The following is a 15,320-nucleotide window of genomic DNA, read 5'->3' on the forward strand; positions in this document are numbered from 1 at the left end:
ATACTATGAAAAGCTTAAAAGCTCTAATTGGATTGTCTGATTTAAAATTTTGGGTTTATTTATAGAATTGGCGACTTTTAAGTAAGTTTGGTTTGAAATATCCTTGAAAATTATTGAATATGAACAAACCTGAAGTCTGGTTAAGAGGAAAAGTTGTTGAGGTGCCCGATTTGCTGCAACCCGCTGCCCACGCTTTATTACAATCCCGGGAAGAAGTAGAAGAATATATGAGGGATTTCCCAGAGGGATTATTATGGGAAAAACCGGCAGGAAGAGCGTCGGTGGGATTTCATTTACAACACCTAAGCGGGGTGATAGATAGAATGCTGACTTACGCAAAAGCCGAAAAATTATCGGAAACTCAATTTCAATATTTAAAAAATGAAGGAAAATTTAATGAAGAAATTTCCGTGGAATTCCTTGTGAATAATTTTCAGGAAAAAGTAGACGAAGCAATTGATTCTCTTAAAAATACACCTGAAAATATCCTAACGGAATTTAGACCGGTGGGAAGAAAAGCATTGCCTTCAACCGTTATAGGTGTGCTTTTTCACGCCGCAGAACATAGTCAGAGACACGTGGGGCAGCTTTTGGTGACGGTGAGTGTTTTAAAAGACTTAGATTCCCGATAAATACGGGACAGGCTCTGAAATAAATCCAGGATGACGATTGAAACTATTTAGAATTTCTACCAAGTATAAAAACCTCCCAGGAGAAGCAATTCAAGGATTCAAAAAGGTAAATTACTTAAATCTACATTCCCACCCGAAATAATAATTCCCACTTTTTTCCCTCGAAATTTATCTTTTTCACGTAAAACTGCGGCAAAAGCTACCGCGCTTGAAGGTTCCACCACAATTTTCATTCGTTCCCAAATAAATTTCATCGCCGCTATGATTTCATCTTCTTCCACCCTTATAATTTCTGAAACCTTATCTTTTATAATCGGGAAATTCTTATCGCCAAGGTTGGTTTTAAGTCCGTCTGCAATGGTATTGTTGGTTTCATTAAATTCAATCCTTCCGCTTTCTAAAGAACGATAGGCATCGTCAAATTTAAATGGTTCGGCACCAATAGTTTTACAATTTTCGGTATAAAAATTTACGGCAAGAGCGGTTCCGGCAATAAGTCCGCCACCACCTACCGGAGTAATTATCATATCCAGACCAGGAAAATCTTCAATGAGTTCTTTAGCAGCGGTACCCTGACCGTAGATTACATTGAGATCGTTAGAGGGATGCAAAAAGATAGCCCCGGTTTCCTTTTGAATTTTTTCGGCAGCTGCTTCGCGGGCTTTGAGATTGGGTTCACATTCCGTAATCTGGCCGCCGTAGGTTTTTACCGCATCTTTTTTAACCTGGGGAGCAGAAGAAGGCATCACAATATAAGCGGGAATTCCCAAGCTTTTTGCTGATAATGAAACAGCCTGGGCAAAGTTGCCCGAAGAATGGGTTACCACACCTTTCGCTCGTTCCTTTTCGCTTAAAGCCAAAATAGCAGCGGTAGCACCGCGCATTTTAAAAGCGCCCATTTTTTGAAAATTCTCACATTTAAAGAAGATTTCAGTTTCGGCTAATTTATTCAGTAAAGCTGAAGTTAACACCGGTGTGCGGTGAATAAAAGGAGAGATTTCTGAATGTAGTTTTGTGAATTCTTCTTTACTGATCATTGTGACTGCTTTTCAATCAATAAAATTAATGGAATTTAATTCAGTAAAAAAGTATAATAGTGATGTTGAGCCTTATTTTTCTTCTTCAATAGGAATGGAAAGGACCGGGATTTCGGCAGTTTTAAATAATTCTACTGAAACGCTTTCAGCAAAAAGATTATAGAAGAAACTGTGTTTGTGCGTACCTACAATTAAAATATCGGCTTTGAGTTTTTTGGCTTCTTCCAGCACGCTTTCTACCGTAGAACCCTGGATTAAAAGTGCATCAGATTCTATGTTTTTATTAATAAACATATCGCGAATTTGCTGTAATTCTCTGTGCTCGTCCCTTAATTCATCGGCTCGCATATCTCTAATATACTGCGGGCCTGCATCAAAACCTACAAAATCGGGATCTGGGGCGGCTACGTGAACCACCCAGATCTTAGCCCCGAATTTTTCTGCAATACTTTCAGCGTATGACATAAGTTCTCCAACGGCATCATTGAAATCTACCGCTACCAAAATATTTTTGAAAGTTTTCATACGCTTAAATTTTAATTAATAACCTCTATCTCGCTCAACCACGTTCTTAAGTTCTTCTTCTTCCTGCAATCTTTCATAATTCTCAATAATCTGTGGCACTACGGAGTTTGGATGCGTAACGCTGGCAATATGCGGTGTCACCCTTATTTTAGGATGTTTCCAAAATGGATGCTCATCCCTTATTGGCTCTTCCCAGAATACATCTAATGCCGCACCCGAAAGATGACCATCATCTACCTTAGCAAGTAAATCCTGCTCCACTAAATGTTCCCCGCGGGCCACATTTATCACGTAGGCACCTTTAGGTAATTTTTCGAATAATTCTAAATCCAATATTTTCTCGGTTTCAGAAGTAAGCGGAAGCATATTCACCAGAATATCTGACTGCTCTAAAAATTCATCAAACTCATCTTCACCGGCATAACTATCTACATTTTCAAAATCTTTTTTATGTTTTGAAAAACCTATTACCTGGAATCCGTTTTTCAATAAACATTTTGATACGCTTTGTCCCAGGTTACCTATTCCTAAAATACCAACTTTCACATCGTTGTTTCTAGTGTAGGGCACAGGTTCCCATTTTTCATTTATCTGGCTTTCACGATAGTGCAACAGGTTTCTTTGATGTGCCAGCACAAGAGTGAGCACAAAAGTACCCATATCTTCTGCCAGACGATCGTCTACAACTTTGGTGATTTTTATGTTTTCGGGAAGCTCAGGATCACTGGTAATATGATCTACGCCGGCGCCCATAGAAGCAACAACTTTTATGTTTGGGTAATTTTGAAATATTCCGCGGGGATGGTTCCAGGTTAAGGCAAAATCTACCTCTTCTTTATCGTGGTCTTCTGGATACACATAAATATTTAAACCCGGATGTTGATTTTTTAAAGCTTCAACCCAAGCTTTCGGGTCTTTACCCGGACTAACAATTAATAATGACATTCTATTCTTTATTTTTGAATGGTTAATATTTAGCTTACAAAAGCACTATACCCCGTAATGGCACGGCCTACAATAAGCGAATTAATTTCTTTTGTTCCTTCGTAACTATAAATAGCTTCGGCATCGGCCACAAAGCGGGCAACGTCGTGTTCAAGTAAAATTCCGTTTCCGCCCATAACTTCGCGGGCACGGCTTACCACATCCCTGGTGCGCATACTACAGAAAACTTTCGCTAAAGAAGCGTGTTCATCTGTTAGCAGGTCCGCATCCTGCATTTCAGAAAGCCGGAAAACCAATGTTTGCATTGCGGTAAGGTTGGAAACCATTTCTACCAAATGGTTTTGAATTAATTGGTACGAGGCAATTGGGCGGCCAAATTGTTCTCTTTTCCTGGTATATTTCAGTGCACTTTCGTAAGCTCCACGGGCACAACCAACCGCCTGCCAGGCTACTCCGGCACGTGTCATTCTAAGTACCTTTGCAGTATCTTTAAATGAATCTGCTTTTTGCAACCTGTCACTTTCAGGGATTACACAATCGGTTAAAGTTATAATGGCATTCTGCACAATTCGCAAGGCCATTTTATCCTCCATTTTTTCTGCTTTATATCCCGGATTTCCTTTTCTTACAAGAAAACCTTTAACCTGGTTGCTGTCTTCATCCCGTGCCCAAATAATAATCACATCGGCAAAAGTGGCGTTCCCGATCCATTTTTTCTGTCCGTTTAAGATCCAGTTTTCGCCATCAAACTTACAGGTAGTTTCTAGCCCGCCGGCCACACCGGAACCAACATTGGGCTCAGTCAAACCAAAGGCTCCAATAGCATCAAGTTTTTGCATTTTCGGTAACCATTCCTGCTTTTGTTCTTCGCTTCCGCAGAGATAAATAGATCCCATTGCAAGACCACTATGCACGCCGAAGAATGTTGAAATGGAAACATCTACACGAGCAATTTCCTGTGCGATTATACCTTCCATTAAAAACGGAAGATTGGGGCAACCATAACCTTCGTAAGGAACACCGGTAATATTTAGTTTTTTGAATTTTTCAATAATCTCATGCGGAAATTTGGCCCGGTTCCAATGGTCGTTCACCAAAGGCCGAACTTCATCTTCCATAAAATTGCGCACATCCATTTGAAGCTTGCGCTGCTCCTCGGTAAGTTTAAGGTCTAAATTGTAAAAATCGCCGGTAATTGGTGGAAGGTCACTCTGGCCTTTTTTCTGTTTGGTTTTTAACATTTTCATCAAACCCTTGAGTTGACGCTCGTCTAGCTGGCCTAAACTTTTCATCGCTTCCGAGAGGTCTATCTGTTCATTAATTTTCGCTAATTGATCCATATCAACCGACTTTAATAGGTTGATGGTGTTTCTTACTTTTCTGAAAACGGACATAAGGTGTTTGATTGGTGTAATTCTAAAATTAGGAATTAAAACTGCGTCCGGTTGTTAAAGCTTTCCGAAGAAAACGTCAAAAAAGCTTTTCATCCAATCAGAGCATTTTTTGAAAGGAATTGGGATTTTATTAAGGAATTTTAGAGAAAGTTTAGCGATCGATTTTTTAACTCGCATTTCAATTACTCTAATTTAGGAGACAAGATTTTATTTAACCAACTAAAATATATGCTATGAAAATGCAAGATCCACAAAAAAAATATCCGCAACCCCCATATTCCGACGATAAGCAGGAAGAACCAGGGGTAGAAAAGAAAATGAACCCTATGGTAGATCATGGAGAAGAATCCTATCGTGGTTCCGGTAAACTGGAAGGTAAGAATGCAATCATTACCGGTGGTGATTCTGGGATTGGACGAGCGGTTGCTATAGCTTTTGCACGGGAAGGTGCCAATGTGCTTATCTCTTATCTTGAAGAACATGAGGATGCGAGAGAAACCGAGAAATATATAAAAGAAGCCGGAAAAGAGGCGGTCCTGATGGCGGGCGATGTAAGTGAAGAAAGTCATTGCAAAGAGATTATTAAAAAAGCTTTAGAAGAATTTGGTCAAATTGATATCCTGGTTAACAACGCTGCTTTTCAAATGGCTCGGGAATCATTACAGGATATTTCTTCTGAAGAATGGGATTACACCTTTAAAACCAATATCTACTCGATGTTTTATTTATGTAAAGAGGCAGTGCCAAATATGAAACCTGGTGCTACTATCATAAATACCTCTTCTATAAATGCTTATTCACCACATCCAAAATTGCTTGCCTATGCTGCGACAAAAGGGGCCATTCAAAATTACACTGCCAACCTTGCCCAAATTCTTGCAGAAAAAGGCATAAGGGTGAACTGTGTAGCACCGGGACCTATTTGGACGCCCCTTATTCCAGCTACCATGCCACAGGAAAAAGTGGAGAAATTCGGGAAAAATACTCCGCTCGGGCGTGCCGGGCAGCCAGCAGAACTAGCGGCCAGTTATGTTCTACTGGCATCGGAAGACTCCAGTTATACTACCGGCTCCACGGTACAGATAACCGGTGGGCGACCTACTATTTAAAACATACGATAAATCTAAAGTTTAGTATGATGGATAAAAATAATAACAAAAATCCCCGCAGAAATTTTATAAAAAACACCGGCCTGGGGATGGGCGGTGTTATTTTGGCGCCTTCCCTATTGTCTTTTACGGAGCAGGAAAGTGTAAATATAGCGCGGGATAATAAAAAACTTGGTATTGCATTAGTAGGATTGGGCCGGTATAGTACTAATCAATTAGCTCCTGCATTAGAAAAAACTAAGAATTGTCGCCTATCTGGCATAGTTACGGGTTCACCATCAAAGGAGAAAGCCTGGAAAAAGAAATATAAACTTCCCGATAGTAATATATATAATTATGAAAATTTTGATGAGATAGCCGGTAATGAGGATATAGATATAGTTTATGTGGTGTTGCCTATCAGTATGCACAAGGAATTTACCATACGCGCGGCAAAAGCTAAAAAACATGTGATTTGTGAGAAACCCATGGCGCTTAATGCAGAAGAGGCACAACAAATGGTGAAAGCCTGCAAGGATAACGGGGTTTTACTTGCTATAGGTTACCGGTTGCATTTTGAACCTTTTAACCAACGCGTAATGGAACTGGGGCAGCAAGAAGTGTTTGGAAAAGTAAAAAGTATAAAGGCCGTAGATAACAGTAACATGACTGGTGGCAGCCTGGATTTATGGCGGCTCGATAAAGAGCGCGCTGGAGGAGGGCCATTGATGGATTTGGGTATCTATTGTGTTCAGGCTGCGATATATACTATGGGGAAACCTCCGGTGGCTGTCAGGGCGAAATTTGGGGAGGTTACACACCCTGCCTATTTTAGAGATGTAGAGCAGTCGATTACCTGGGAAATGGAATTTGATGAAGGGGTAGTGGCTAATTGTGAGGCCAGTTATGCAGACGAAGAGGAAAAAAACAGTCTATCTGGCAAGGCTGAAGATGGCTGGTGGAAATTGGAACCCGCTTATTCCTATGAAGGTAAAAAAGGGGAGACCAGTAATGGTAAAATGGAATTTCCAAATATCTATGAACAGGTTAAGCAAATGGATGCCCAGGCTGAAAGTTTTCGGAATAACCAAAACCCCAAAACACCGGGAGAGATGGGGCTAAGGGATATGAAGATATTAATGGCCATTTATAATTCCGCAAAAAAAGAAGGAACAAGAGTAGAGATCACTTATTAATTGGAAAAATACCTCCTATATTTTAGAATACAGGAGGTGTTATATTTTTAAACAAGATGTATTTTCCTGAATTTATAGTCCAAAGGCCTCTTTTACCTTCTCCACATAATCCAGTTTTTCCCAAGTAAATAATTCAACTTCTTTCTTTATTTCTCCTGAATAGGAACTTTTAAAGATCTTGGTGACGGTTCTTGGTTCTTTCCCCATATGCCCATAGGCAGCAGTCTCGCGGTATATTGGATTTCTAAGTTTTAGTCGGCTTTCTATGGCCCAGGGTCGCATATCGAAAATTTCAGCAACTTTTTTTGCGATTTCCCCATCTTTCATATCAACATTAGAAGTTCCATAAGTTTCTACGGAAATTGAAGTTGGTTCTACCACACCAATTGCATAAGAAACCTGCACCAAAACTTCATCTGCCAGTCCTGCGGCAACCAGATTTTTGGCTACGTGGCGAGAAGCATAAGCAGCAGAACGGTCTACTTTACTCGGGTCTTTTCCTGAAAAAGCACCACCACCGTGAGCGCCTTTACCGCCGTAGGTGTCTACGATAATTTTTCTTCCTGTAAGTCCGGCATCACCGTGAGGCCCGCCAATTACAAATTTTCCGGTTGGATTTATATGATAAGTGATTTCATCATTAAACAGCTTCTGAACATATTCCGGCAGTTGCTCTTTTACCCGCGGAATAAGAATTTCAAGAATATCTTTCTTGATTTTATTCAGCATTGCATCATCATCCTCATCAAAATCATCGTGTTGGGTAGAAACCACAATCGCTACAATTTTCTGCGGGACATTATCGTCGCTATACTCAATGGTCACCTGGCTTTTAGAATCGGGACGCAGGTAAGGAATATCTTTGCCTTCACGTCTTAGTTTTGCCAGCTCAATAAGTATTTTGTGTGAAATATCTAATGCGAGGGGCATATAGTTTTCGGTCTCGTTGGTTGCATAACCAAACATCATTCCCTGGTCTCCCGCACCCTGTTCCTCTTTGTTTTCACGATCTACGCCCTGGTAAATTTCCTGGGATTGTTCGTGGATTAAAGAGATTACGCCGCAGGAATCGCCGCTAAATTTATAGGCACCTTTGGTGTAACCAATATCATTAATTACTTCTCGGGCAATATTTTGCACGTCTAAATAGGTGTCGCTTCTAACTTCGCCGGCAAGAACAACCTGGCCGGTTGTAACTAAAGTTTCGCAGGCGACTTTAGAATTTTCATCAAATGCTAAGAAATTATCGAGTAAAGTATCGCTAATCTGGTCGGCGATTTTATCTGGGTGTCCTTCAGAAACACTTTCTGAAGTAAATAAATAGGCCATATTTTTAAATTAGTTTTTTAAAAAATACGGGTTGAATTTGACGAAAAGCTAAGGGAGTAGTGATACTGCTTTAGCATTTTTCTTATACTTTTAAAAGTATAAAAGGGTTGCAATCAGTCAAATCCTTCCCTTTAATAATTCGGTTACAAATGTATAAAAATAACCCAAACTCATCCTTTCTTTAACTTTCTTTTTTATACAGTTGAAGGCTTTTAAATATTGACTTCAATTTATAGATTTTAGAATTATAATTTTATACTTCTGAAATATAGGTTATTGTGATGTTCCTTCAGCGATAAATATATTATAAATAATTTTATGTCAATTAAATTATTGATTACTCAATTTAAATTGATAAAAATTTATTTTCCATAAAAATGAAGTTTTGGTTTGGTTATTAAAAATTTCTGCCCTTATCTTTGTAACCAACAAAACAACGAAATGTACCAGATAATTTGCAATATGATGCGTATGATGATGTGGAAAGCTTCCGCAGCGCGCTCAATTGCTTAAATCTGAAAAGATATAAATTGCAAAAAGCCGCTGCCAATCGCAGCGGCTTTTTGCATTTAAAGAGAGTCATTTCTGCGGAAGCGGAAATCCAGAATAAGAAAATAGGTTAATAAAAATAAGATTCCCGCCTTTGCGGGAATGGCAAAAACTAGAAGGATGATCAAGGCAATAAAAAATAATATGATGGGCTATATGATGATGTGTATGTGTATGCAGATGAAATGCTATTGCCAAAACCGAATGTAACTTAGTTTGTTTAGAGTTCAATTAAAAGGTCCCCTTGGTAATAGCTACTTAAGGGGACTTTTTTTATCAAAAAACGTCATTCCCACACAGATGGGAATCTATCAAAAACAAAATCAAGCTTCTAAAAATTGAGGCAAACAAAACTTTAAAAAACTAGAAATTATGAGTACTCAAAAATTTTCAACAAACGCATTACACGCAGGTCACGATACAAAGGAAAACGGGGGAACCAGGGCGGTGCCTATTTATCAAACGACTTCCTATGTTTTCAATAATTCAGATCACGCGGCCAATTTATTTTCCCTTGCAGAACCGGGTTATATTTATACACGATTGAATAATCCTACTAACGATATCCTGGAACAACGCCTTGCAGCGCTGGAAGGCGGAATTGCCGCGGTAGTAACTGCATCAGGAACTGCCGCAATTAATACCACACTTTTAACGCTTTTAAAATCGGGTGATCATATTGTAGCTTCCAGTAGTTTATACGGAGGAACTTATAATTTACTAAGTGTAACTTTACCAAGGTTCGGGATTACAACCACCTTTGTAGATCCTGAATATCCAGAGAATTTTAAAAAGGCAGCAAAAGAAAATACCCGCGCCATTTTTGTAGAATCTCTTGGCAATCCAAAATTAGATGTTTTAGACCTTAAGGCAATTTCAGCAGAAGCAAATGCGCTTAAAGTTCCTTTTATAGTGGATAATACGGTTGCAACCCCTTCACTTTTGAAACCTATAGAACACGGAGCCGATATTGTAATAGAATCGCTCACTAAATATATAAGCGGTAACGGAACTTCCCTGGGAGGAGCCATTATAGATGCCGGTAACTTTAATTGGGCAAACGGGAAATTCCCTGAATTCACCGAACCTTCCCCAGGTTACCACGGACTCGTTTACCACGAAGCTCTAAAGGAAGCTGCTTTTATTGCAAAGGTTAGAATTGAAGGTTTACGAGATCACGGGGCGGCATTAAGTCCGTACAATGCTTTCCAGATTTTACAAGGTTTAGAAACTCTGGAAATCAGAATAAAACAACATAGCCAAAATGCTTTGGAACTCGCCACCTGGCTGGAGCAGCAGGAAGAAGTAAAATGGGTAAATTATCCAGGGCTGGAGAGCAGTAAATACAATAAACTCGCTAACGAATATCTCTCAAAAGGACAAAGTGGCGTGGTGACTTTTGGAGTTGAAGGAGGCTTTGAGTCGGCTAAAGTAGTGGCCGATGAAACCAAACTTTTCTCACTGGTTGCCAATATTGGCGATACCAAATCATTAATTATTCATCCGGCAAGCACCACGCATCAACAACTGGACGAAAAACAACAGGCAACGGCCGGAGTTACGCAAGACCTGATTCGTCTTTCGGTTGGACTGGAAGATGTTGAGGATTTAAAAACAGATTTAAAAGAAGCTTTTTCTAAAATTCAGAAAAAGGCACTGGTATAAATTATTGTTGGTGGAAAGGCAAAGGAAAAAGCAGCCAGGTTAAGTCTTTTTCCTTTTGCTTTTTCTAATTCAAAAAATGAAAAAAATGCTTCAGGAACTCTGTTTAAAAGATTTTGAAAATTCCGCGGGAACGGTTCAGGATATCTATTTGAGCTTTCAGCAGTTTGGTCAAAACCCGGAAAATGCGCCGGTGGTTTTAATAAATCACGCGCTCACGGGAAACTCCCAAATAACCGGGAAACTCGGCTGGTGGACTAAAATTGTGGGTCCACAGAGATGTATAGATACCGATAAGTTCAGCATTCTGGCTTTCAATATTCCCGGGAATGGTTTCAACGGAAAGAAGGAACATTTAATTGAAAATTATAAAGAATTTACGCTTCAGGATATTGCCAGGATTCAGGCTTTAGGGCTGCAAAAATTAAAGATTGATAAACTTTTTGCCATAATTGGCGGCTCAATAGGGGGCGCACTCGCATGGGAACTGGCTGCTTTAAAACCTGATTTAGCCGAAAATATTATTCCCATCGCCACGGATTATAAAGCGACAGATTGGGTTTTGGCAAATTGTAAAGTTCAGGAGCAAATCTTAAATAACTCCAAGGAACCGGTAAAAGATGCAAGAATGCATGCGATGACTTTTTATCGCACGCCGCAATCTTTAAGTAAGAAATTCAACAGAACAAAAGAAGAAGTAAAGCCTTGTTACAAAGTAGAAGGCTGGCTGCAATACCACGGCATTAAGCTGGAGGAGCGTTTTCAACTTGCATCTTATAAATTTATGAATCATTTGCTAACTACTATAGACATTAGCAAAGGCAGCGGTAATTACCTGGAAACCGCAAAGAAAATTGAGGGAGATATTCATATTGTAACCGTAAATTCCGACTGGTTTTTCCTCGCCGATGAGAACTGGGAGACTTATGTAAACCTTTCCCTGATAAAAAATAATGTAAGTATTCACGAAATAAGATCAATTCATGGGCACGATGCGTTTTTAATAGAAGCCTCGCAACTGTCCAGATTTTTAAAACCCGTTTTTATAACCAACAATAAAAAAAATGAAGAAAGTGAACATCATCTTGTTTGGAATAGGTAATGTAGGAAGTACCTTAATTCAGCAATTACTCGACGCAAAAAAGCAATGGGAAAAACATTCTGGGGTTTCGGTAAGTATTCCCGTGATTGCCAATTCAAGAAAAGCGCTTTTTAATGCAGCAGGAATTTCTGAAAACTGGCAAAAAGATTTTAAAAAATCGGCCGAAAAGTATAAACTGGAAGATATCCTGGATTTTACAAAAGAAAATGACCTGGAACATCTTATCGCCATAGATGCTACCGCAAGTAAGGAATTCGTAGACCTGTATATTCGGTTAATTCAAAACGGCTTTAACCTGGTAGCCGCCAATAAAGTAGCGAATACACTTTCTGCCGAATTTTATAATAAATTACGCAAAGAATTAGATTACCACGGGAAGTATTTTTACTACGAAACCAACGTGGGCGCAGGCTTGCCAATTGTTCAAACCGTACAGGGCTTGCACCAGGCGGGAGAAAAAGTTACCAAAATTCGAGGTGTATTTTCCGGTTCGTTGAGTTTTATTTTCAATACTTTTTCTGAAAATAAAGAGAAGTTTTCTGATGTATTACGAAAAGCAGGAAGGTTAGGATATACTGAGCCCGATGCCCGCGAAGATCTTTCAGGGAACGATGTGGGAAGAAAATTATTGATCCTGGCACGTGAGCTTCAGCTGGAAAAGGAATTTCAGGAAATTAAAATCCAATCATTAATTCCGGAGAAATTAAACGGACAAACTTCGGCAGAAGAATTTCAGCGTAGAATAGGAGAACTGGATGAGATATTTTTTCAGCATAAAAAAGATCAAAATAAAGATCACGTGCTACGATACATTGGGGAAATTGAAGTAGGAAGCGCCAACCTGGAGGCAAAACTTATTTCTGAACCAAAAAGTACCGCGCTGGGCCAAATTAAAGGCGCCGATAATATTTTTGAGATTTATACTGAATCTTACGGAGATCAACCGCTTGTAATTCAGGGAGCCGGGGCAGGAGCAGCGGTAACCGCTCGCGGTGTAGTTAGCGATGTGCTTAAATTATCGCAAAGACTTAATTAAAAATTCAACAAAACCAACAATTATGCATTTTGAAACCGAAGCCATTAGAACACAAAATGAACGTACCCATTTCCAGGAGCATTCTACGCCCCTGTACCTTACGTCCAGTTATGTTTTTGATGATGCTGAAGACATGAGAGCCTCATTTTCTGAAGAAAAAGAGCGCAATATTTATAGTCGATTTACCAATCCCAATACTTCAGAATTTACTGAGAAAATTGCCAAAATGGAAGGGGCAGAAGCCGGCTTCGCTTTTGCAACCGGAATGAGCGCTGTATTCTCCAGCCTGGCTGCACTTTTAAATAGTGGTGATCATATAATTTCGGCAAGATCAGTCTTTGGTTCCACGCATAGTTTGTTTACCAAGTTTTTCCCAAAATGGAATATTTCGCATACTTATTTTAATGTGGATGAAGTTGATAAAATTGAAAGTTTAATAAAGCCGGAAACTAAAATCATTTTTGCTGAAACACCTACCAATCCCGGGGTAGATGTCCTGGATTTAGAGGTTTTAGGTAAGATTGCCAAAAAGCACAATCTTATTTTAATTATAGACAATTGTTTTGCTACACCCTGGTTACAAAATCCTATAAAATTCGGGGCCCATTTGGTAATACATTCAGCTACAAAATTAATAGACGGTCAGGGCCGCGTTCTGGGCGGTGTAACAGTTGGGAATGCCGATCTTATTAGGGAAATCTACCTGTTCTCAAGGAATACGGGACCGGCTTTGTCACCGTTTAATGCCTGGGTGCTTTCAAAAAGTTTGGAAACCCTGGCGGTACGTTTGGATAAGCACTGTGAAAATGCTGAAAAAGTAGCAGAATTCTTGGAATCCGAAGCCAATGCAGAAAATGTAAAGTACCCATTTTTAAAGTCGCACCCTCAGTATGAAATTGCCAAAAAGCAGATGAAAAAAGGTGGAAATATTGTTTCATTTGAGATTAAGGGAGGTATTGAAGCCGGGAGGAAATTTATAGATGCTATAAAACTTTGTTCAAGATCTGCCAATTTGGGAGATACCAGGAGCATTGTTACACATCCTGCTTCAACAACGCATAGTAAATTAAGTGAGGAAGATAGGTTGGAAGCCGGCATAAAACCGGGATTGGTAAGGGTTTCAGTAGGATTGGAACATGTAGATGATGTAATAGCCGATTTAAAACAGGCGCTAAATTCAATTTAGTTATGGTAATTTCAGCAGAAACCGGGCTTTTTGATTTTTCCGTAGAGAATTCAATTATGAATGCGAAAAAGTCAATATTTAAGTATATTCGCAATATGCTTTCAAAAAAGACTAAATACGGTATTAAAGCCCTGGCGTTTATCGCAAAAAAGGGTAATAAAAAACCGGTGCAAACTTCTGAAATCTCAAAAAGTGAAAATATCTCGCAAAAATTCCTTGAAAGCATACTTCTGGAATTGCGAAAATCGGGATTTTTAGGCTCTAAAAAAGGTAAAGGCGGTGGCTATTATTTAATCAAGGAACCGGAAGATATCCGAATGACTTCGGTAATTCGCGTACTTGAAGGTCCTATAGCGATGGTGCCCTGTGTGAGCCTAAATTATTACGAAAAGTGCGACGATTGCCCCAGCGAAGAAGCCTGTTCTGTTCATAGTTTGATGATTCAGGTTAGAGATAGCACATTAAAAGTGCTGGGTGATAACACTTTAGCTGATATTTCTGCGAAAAAATAAGAATTCAAAAATTAAATGTTAAATACTGAAATTTAGGCCTTTAATAGTTGGTCTGATAAAAAAACAAAGTTACTTTTGCTCTATAACCTACTAATCCGATAGGTTAATAGAATTAAACGAAAAGGAATATGATACTGGATCAGGCAAAATCTAAAACCACTTATAAAAAAGACAGGACTTCAGAAAAGCCCTTGCGCAGTATTTTAAAAACGGTGAGTTGGAGAATTGTAGGAACCATAGATACAATAGTTATTTCCTGGTTGCTTACAGGAGAAATTGAAACCGCACTGGCAATTGGGTCGGTAGAATTGGTGACTAAGATGATCTTATATTTTGGCCACGAGCGGCTTTGGAATATGATCAGTTTTGGTAAGGAATAAAATATATTTCAGAAAGTATATAAAGTATAGTTAGGCTCTGAAGGGCCAGAAAATTTGAAAAAGATGAAACGGTACAGCGAAAAAGAATTAAAGATCCTCAACCAGCAGTTTAAAGGAATTACACCGGCAGAGATCGTACAATGGGTAATATCTAACTCGGCCAGGCCGGTGATTACTACCAATTTCAGACCTTATGAAGCTGCAATTTTACACGCGGTTTCAGAGATTGACCCGGTAATAAAAGTAATTTGGTGTGATACCGGTTACAATACGCCGCAAACTTACAAGCACGCGAAACAGGTGATAGACCAGTTATCGCTTAACGTTAAGCTTTACACACCAAAGCAAACCGCGGCCTATCGTGATGCATTTTTTGGTGGAATTCCGGATATTAATAATCCGCAGCACGAAGAGTTTACCAAACAGGTAAAACTGGAACCTTTTTTACGGGCTATGCGCCAGCAAAATCCTGATGTTTGGTTTACAAATCTTAGAAAAGGCCAGACCAGTTTTAGGGATAGTATAGATATTTTAAGCTACAGCAAAGATGGAATTTTAAAGGTAAGTCCGTTTTACCACTGGGGTGACGAAAAACTGGATGCTTATTTAGAGCAACACGACCTGCCAAACGAATTTAAATATTTTGATCCTACTAAAGTTTTGGAAAACCGTGAATGTGGCCTTCACGCTTAATAAATTCAAATGAAAAAAGAGCAAAAATATACTGTGATGTGCCGTTCACTAATG

The 15,320-nt window shown here is 39.2% G+C and carries 15 protein-coding genes; 10 read left to right on the forward strand and 5 right to left on the reverse strand.

What is annotated here, in order from left to right; translation table 11 throughout:
* The first annotated feature begins 119 nt into the window (after positions 1–119).
* Complete coding sequence (locus B5X53_RS11315) at positions 120–632, forward strand: DinB family protein (RefSeq protein ID WP_079713339.1); 513 nt, start codon at positions 120–122, stop codon at positions 630–632.
* Between the two features lie 98 nt (positions 633–730).
* Here the strand turns inward: B5X53_RS11315 and B5X53_RS11320 are convergent, their stop codons facing one another.
* The 4 genes from B5X53_RS11320 to B5X53_RS11335 all read right to left on the reverse strand — a co-directional run bounded on the left by B5X53_RS11320 (position 731) and on the right by B5X53_RS11335 (position 4,533).
* On the reverse strand, positions 731–1,669 hold the full coding sequence (locus B5X53_RS11320) for a pyridoxal-phosphate dependent enzyme (protein WP_079713340.1): 939 nt from the start codon (positions 1,667–1,669) through the stop codon (positions 731–733).
* Between the two features lie 72 nt (positions 1,670–1,741).
* Positions 1,742–2,194 carry a universal stress protein gene (locus tag B5X53_RS11325; protein ID WP_079713341.1) on the reverse strand — a complete coding sequence of 151 codons (453 nt, stop codon included), beginning with the start codon at positions 2,192–2,194 and terminating at the stop codon, positions 1,742–1,744.
* A gap of 15 nt (positions 2,195–2,209) precedes the next feature.
* A complete protein-coding gene (locus B5X53_RS11330; protein WP_079713342.1) occupies positions 2,210–3,139 on the reverse strand; it encodes a 2-hydroxyacid dehydrogenase in 930 nt (309 codons plus the stop codon).
* A gap of 29 nt (positions 3,140–3,168) precedes the next feature.
* The gene (locus B5X53_RS11335) at positions 3,169–4,533 is read right to left on the reverse strand and encodes an acyl-CoA dehydrogenase family protein (protein WP_079713343.1); all 1,365 of its coding nucleotides are present in this window, start codon (positions 4,531–4,533) and stop codon (positions 3,169–3,171) included.
* A 233-nt stretch (positions 4,534–4,766) separates the two neighbouring features.
* On the opposite strand from B5X53_RS11335, the gene B5X53_RS11340 reads away from it, so the two are divergent.
* Positions 4,767–5,642: an SDR family oxidoreductase gene (locus tag B5X53_RS11340; protein ID WP_317042319.1), complete on the forward strand. Its 876-nt coding sequence runs from the start codon at positions 4,767–4,769 to the stop codon at positions 5,640–5,642.
* A gap of 26 nt (positions 5,643–5,668) precedes the next feature.
* A complete protein-coding gene (locus tag B5X53_RS11345) occupies positions 5,669–6,817 on the forward strand; it encodes a Gfo/Idh/MocA family protein (RefSeq protein ID WP_232764178.1) in 1,149 nt (382 codons plus the stop codon).
* A gap of 72 nt (positions 6,818–6,889) precedes the next feature.
* Here the strand turns inward: B5X53_RS11345 and metK are convergent, their stop codons facing one another.
* Complete coding sequence (metK, locus tag B5X53_RS11350; RefSeq protein ID WP_079713344.1) at positions 6,890–8,146, reverse strand: methionine adenosyltransferase; 1,257 nt, start codon at positions 8,144–8,146, stop codon at positions 6,890–6,892.
* 921 nt (positions 8,147–9,067) lie between these two features.
* On the opposite strand from metK, the gene B5X53_RS11355 reads away from it, so the two are divergent.
* The 7 genes from B5X53_RS11355 (at position 9,068) to B5X53_RS11385 (ending at position 15,266) form a co-directional block, all read left to right on the forward strand.
* The gene (locus B5X53_RS11355; RefSeq protein ID WP_079713345.1) at positions 9,068–10,360 is read left to right on the forward strand and encodes an O-acetylhomoserine aminocarboxypropyltransferase/cysteine synthase family protein; all 1,293 of its coding nucleotides are present in this window, start codon (positions 9,068–9,070) and stop codon (positions 10,358–10,360) included.
* A gap of 76 nt (positions 10,361–10,436) precedes the next feature.
* Positions 10,437–11,459 (forward strand): alpha/beta fold hydrolase, encoded by a 1,023-nt coding sequence (locus tag B5X53_RS11360; RefSeq protein ID WP_317042320.1) that lies wholly within the window; start codon positions 10,437–10,439, stop codon positions 11,457–11,459.
* Positions 11,422–12,495, forward strand: a complete 1,074-nt coding sequence (locus B5X53_RS11365; RefSeq protein WP_079713346.1) for a homoserine dehydrogenase family protein — start codon at positions 11,422–11,424, stop codon at positions 12,493–12,495. Before B5X53_RS11360 ends, B5X53_RS11365 begins: the two co-directional genes overlap by 38 nt.
* Positions 12,496–12,517: 22 nt before the next feature.
* Entirely contained in the window at positions 12,518–13,681 is a 1,164-nt protein-coding gene (locus B5X53_RS11370; protein WP_079713406.1) for a trans-sulfuration enzyme family protein, read from the forward strand.
* Positions 13,682–13,776: 95 nt separating this feature from the next.
* Complete coding sequence (locus tag B5X53_RS11375) at positions 13,777–14,193, forward strand: RrF2 family transcriptional regulator (protein ID WP_079713407.1); 417 nt, start codon at positions 13,777–13,779, stop codon at positions 14,191–14,193.
* A gap of 128 nt (positions 14,194–14,321) precedes the next feature.
* Positions 14,322–14,573, forward strand: a complete 252-nt coding sequence (locus B5X53_RS11380; protein WP_079713347.1) for a DUF2061 domain-containing protein — start codon at positions 14,322–14,324, stop codon at positions 14,571–14,573.
* A gap of 63 nt (positions 14,574–14,636) precedes the next feature.
* Positions 14,637–15,266 carry a phosphoadenosine phosphosulfate reductase domain-containing protein gene (locus B5X53_RS11385; protein WP_079713348.1) on the forward strand — a complete coding sequence of 210 codons (630 nt, stop codon included), beginning with the start codon at positions 14,637–14,639 and terminating at the stop codon, positions 15,264–15,266.
* The last annotated feature ends 54 nt before the right edge of the window (positions 15,267–15,320 follow it).

This window comes from Salegentibacter salinarum (assembly GCF_900168115.1).
Lineage (GTDB): Bacteria > Bacteroidota > Bacteroidia > Flavobacteriales > Flavobacteriaceae > Salegentibacter > Salegentibacter salinarum.

Excerpts from the sequence above, each read along its gene's own strand:
- B5X53_RS11315 (WP_079713339.1), top strand. The coding sequence starts at position 120 with ATGAACAAACCTGAAGTCTGGTTAAGAGGAAAAGTTGTTGAGGTGCCC.
- B5X53_RS11320 (WP_079713340.1), bottom strand. The coding sequence starts at position 1,669 with ATGATCAGTAAAGAAGAATTCACAAAACTACATTCAGAAATCTCTCCT.
- B5X53_RS11325 (WP_079713341.1), bottom strand. The coding sequence starts at position 2,194 with ATGAAAACTTTCAAAAATATTTTGGTAGCGGTAGATTTCAATGATGCC.
- B5X53_RS11330 (WP_079713342.1), bottom strand. The coding sequence starts at position 3,139 with ATGTCATTATTAATTGTTAGTCCGGGTAAAGACCCGAAAGCTTGGGTT.
- B5X53_RS11335 (WP_079713343.1), bottom strand. The coding sequence starts at position 4,533 with ATGTCCGTTTTCAGAAAAGTAAGAAACACCATCAACCTATTAAAGTCG.
- B5X53_RS11340 (WP_317042319.1), top strand. The coding sequence starts at position 4,767 with ATGAAAATGCAAGATCCACAAAAAAAATATCCGCAACCCCCATATTCC.
- B5X53_RS11345 (WP_232764178.1), top strand. The coding sequence starts at position 5,669 with ATGATGGATAAAAATAATAACAAAAATCCCCGCAGAAATTTTATAAAA.
- metK (WP_079713344.1), bottom strand. The coding sequence starts at position 8,146 with ATGGCCTATTTATTTACTTCAGAAAGTGTTTCTGAAGGACACCCAGAT.
- B5X53_RS11355 (WP_079713345.1), top strand. The coding sequence starts at position 9,068 with ATGAGTACTCAAAAATTTTCAACAAACGCATTACACGCAGGTCACGAT.
- B5X53_RS11360 (WP_317042320.1), top strand. The coding sequence starts at position 10,437 with ATGAAAAAAATGCTTCAGGAACTCTGTTTAAAAGATTTTGAAAATTCC.
- B5X53_RS11365 (WP_079713346.1), top strand. The coding sequence starts at position 11,422 with ATGAAGAAAGTGAACATCATCTTGTTTGGAATAGGTAATGTAGGAAGT.
- B5X53_RS11370 (WP_079713406.1), top strand. The coding sequence starts at position 12,518 with ATGCATTTTGAAACCGAAGCCATTAGAACACAAAATGAACGTACCCAT.
- B5X53_RS11375 (WP_079713407.1), top strand. The coding sequence starts at position 13,777 with ATGCTTTCAAAAAAGACTAAATACGGTATTAAAGCCCTGGCGTTTATC.
- B5X53_RS11380 (WP_079713347.1), top strand. The coding sequence starts at position 14,322 with ATGATACTGGATCAGGCAAAATCTAAAACCACTTATAAAAAAGACAGG.
- B5X53_RS11385 (WP_079713348.1), top strand. The coding sequence starts at position 14,637 with ATGAAACGGTACAGCGAAAAAGAATTAAAGATCCTCAACCAGCAGTTT.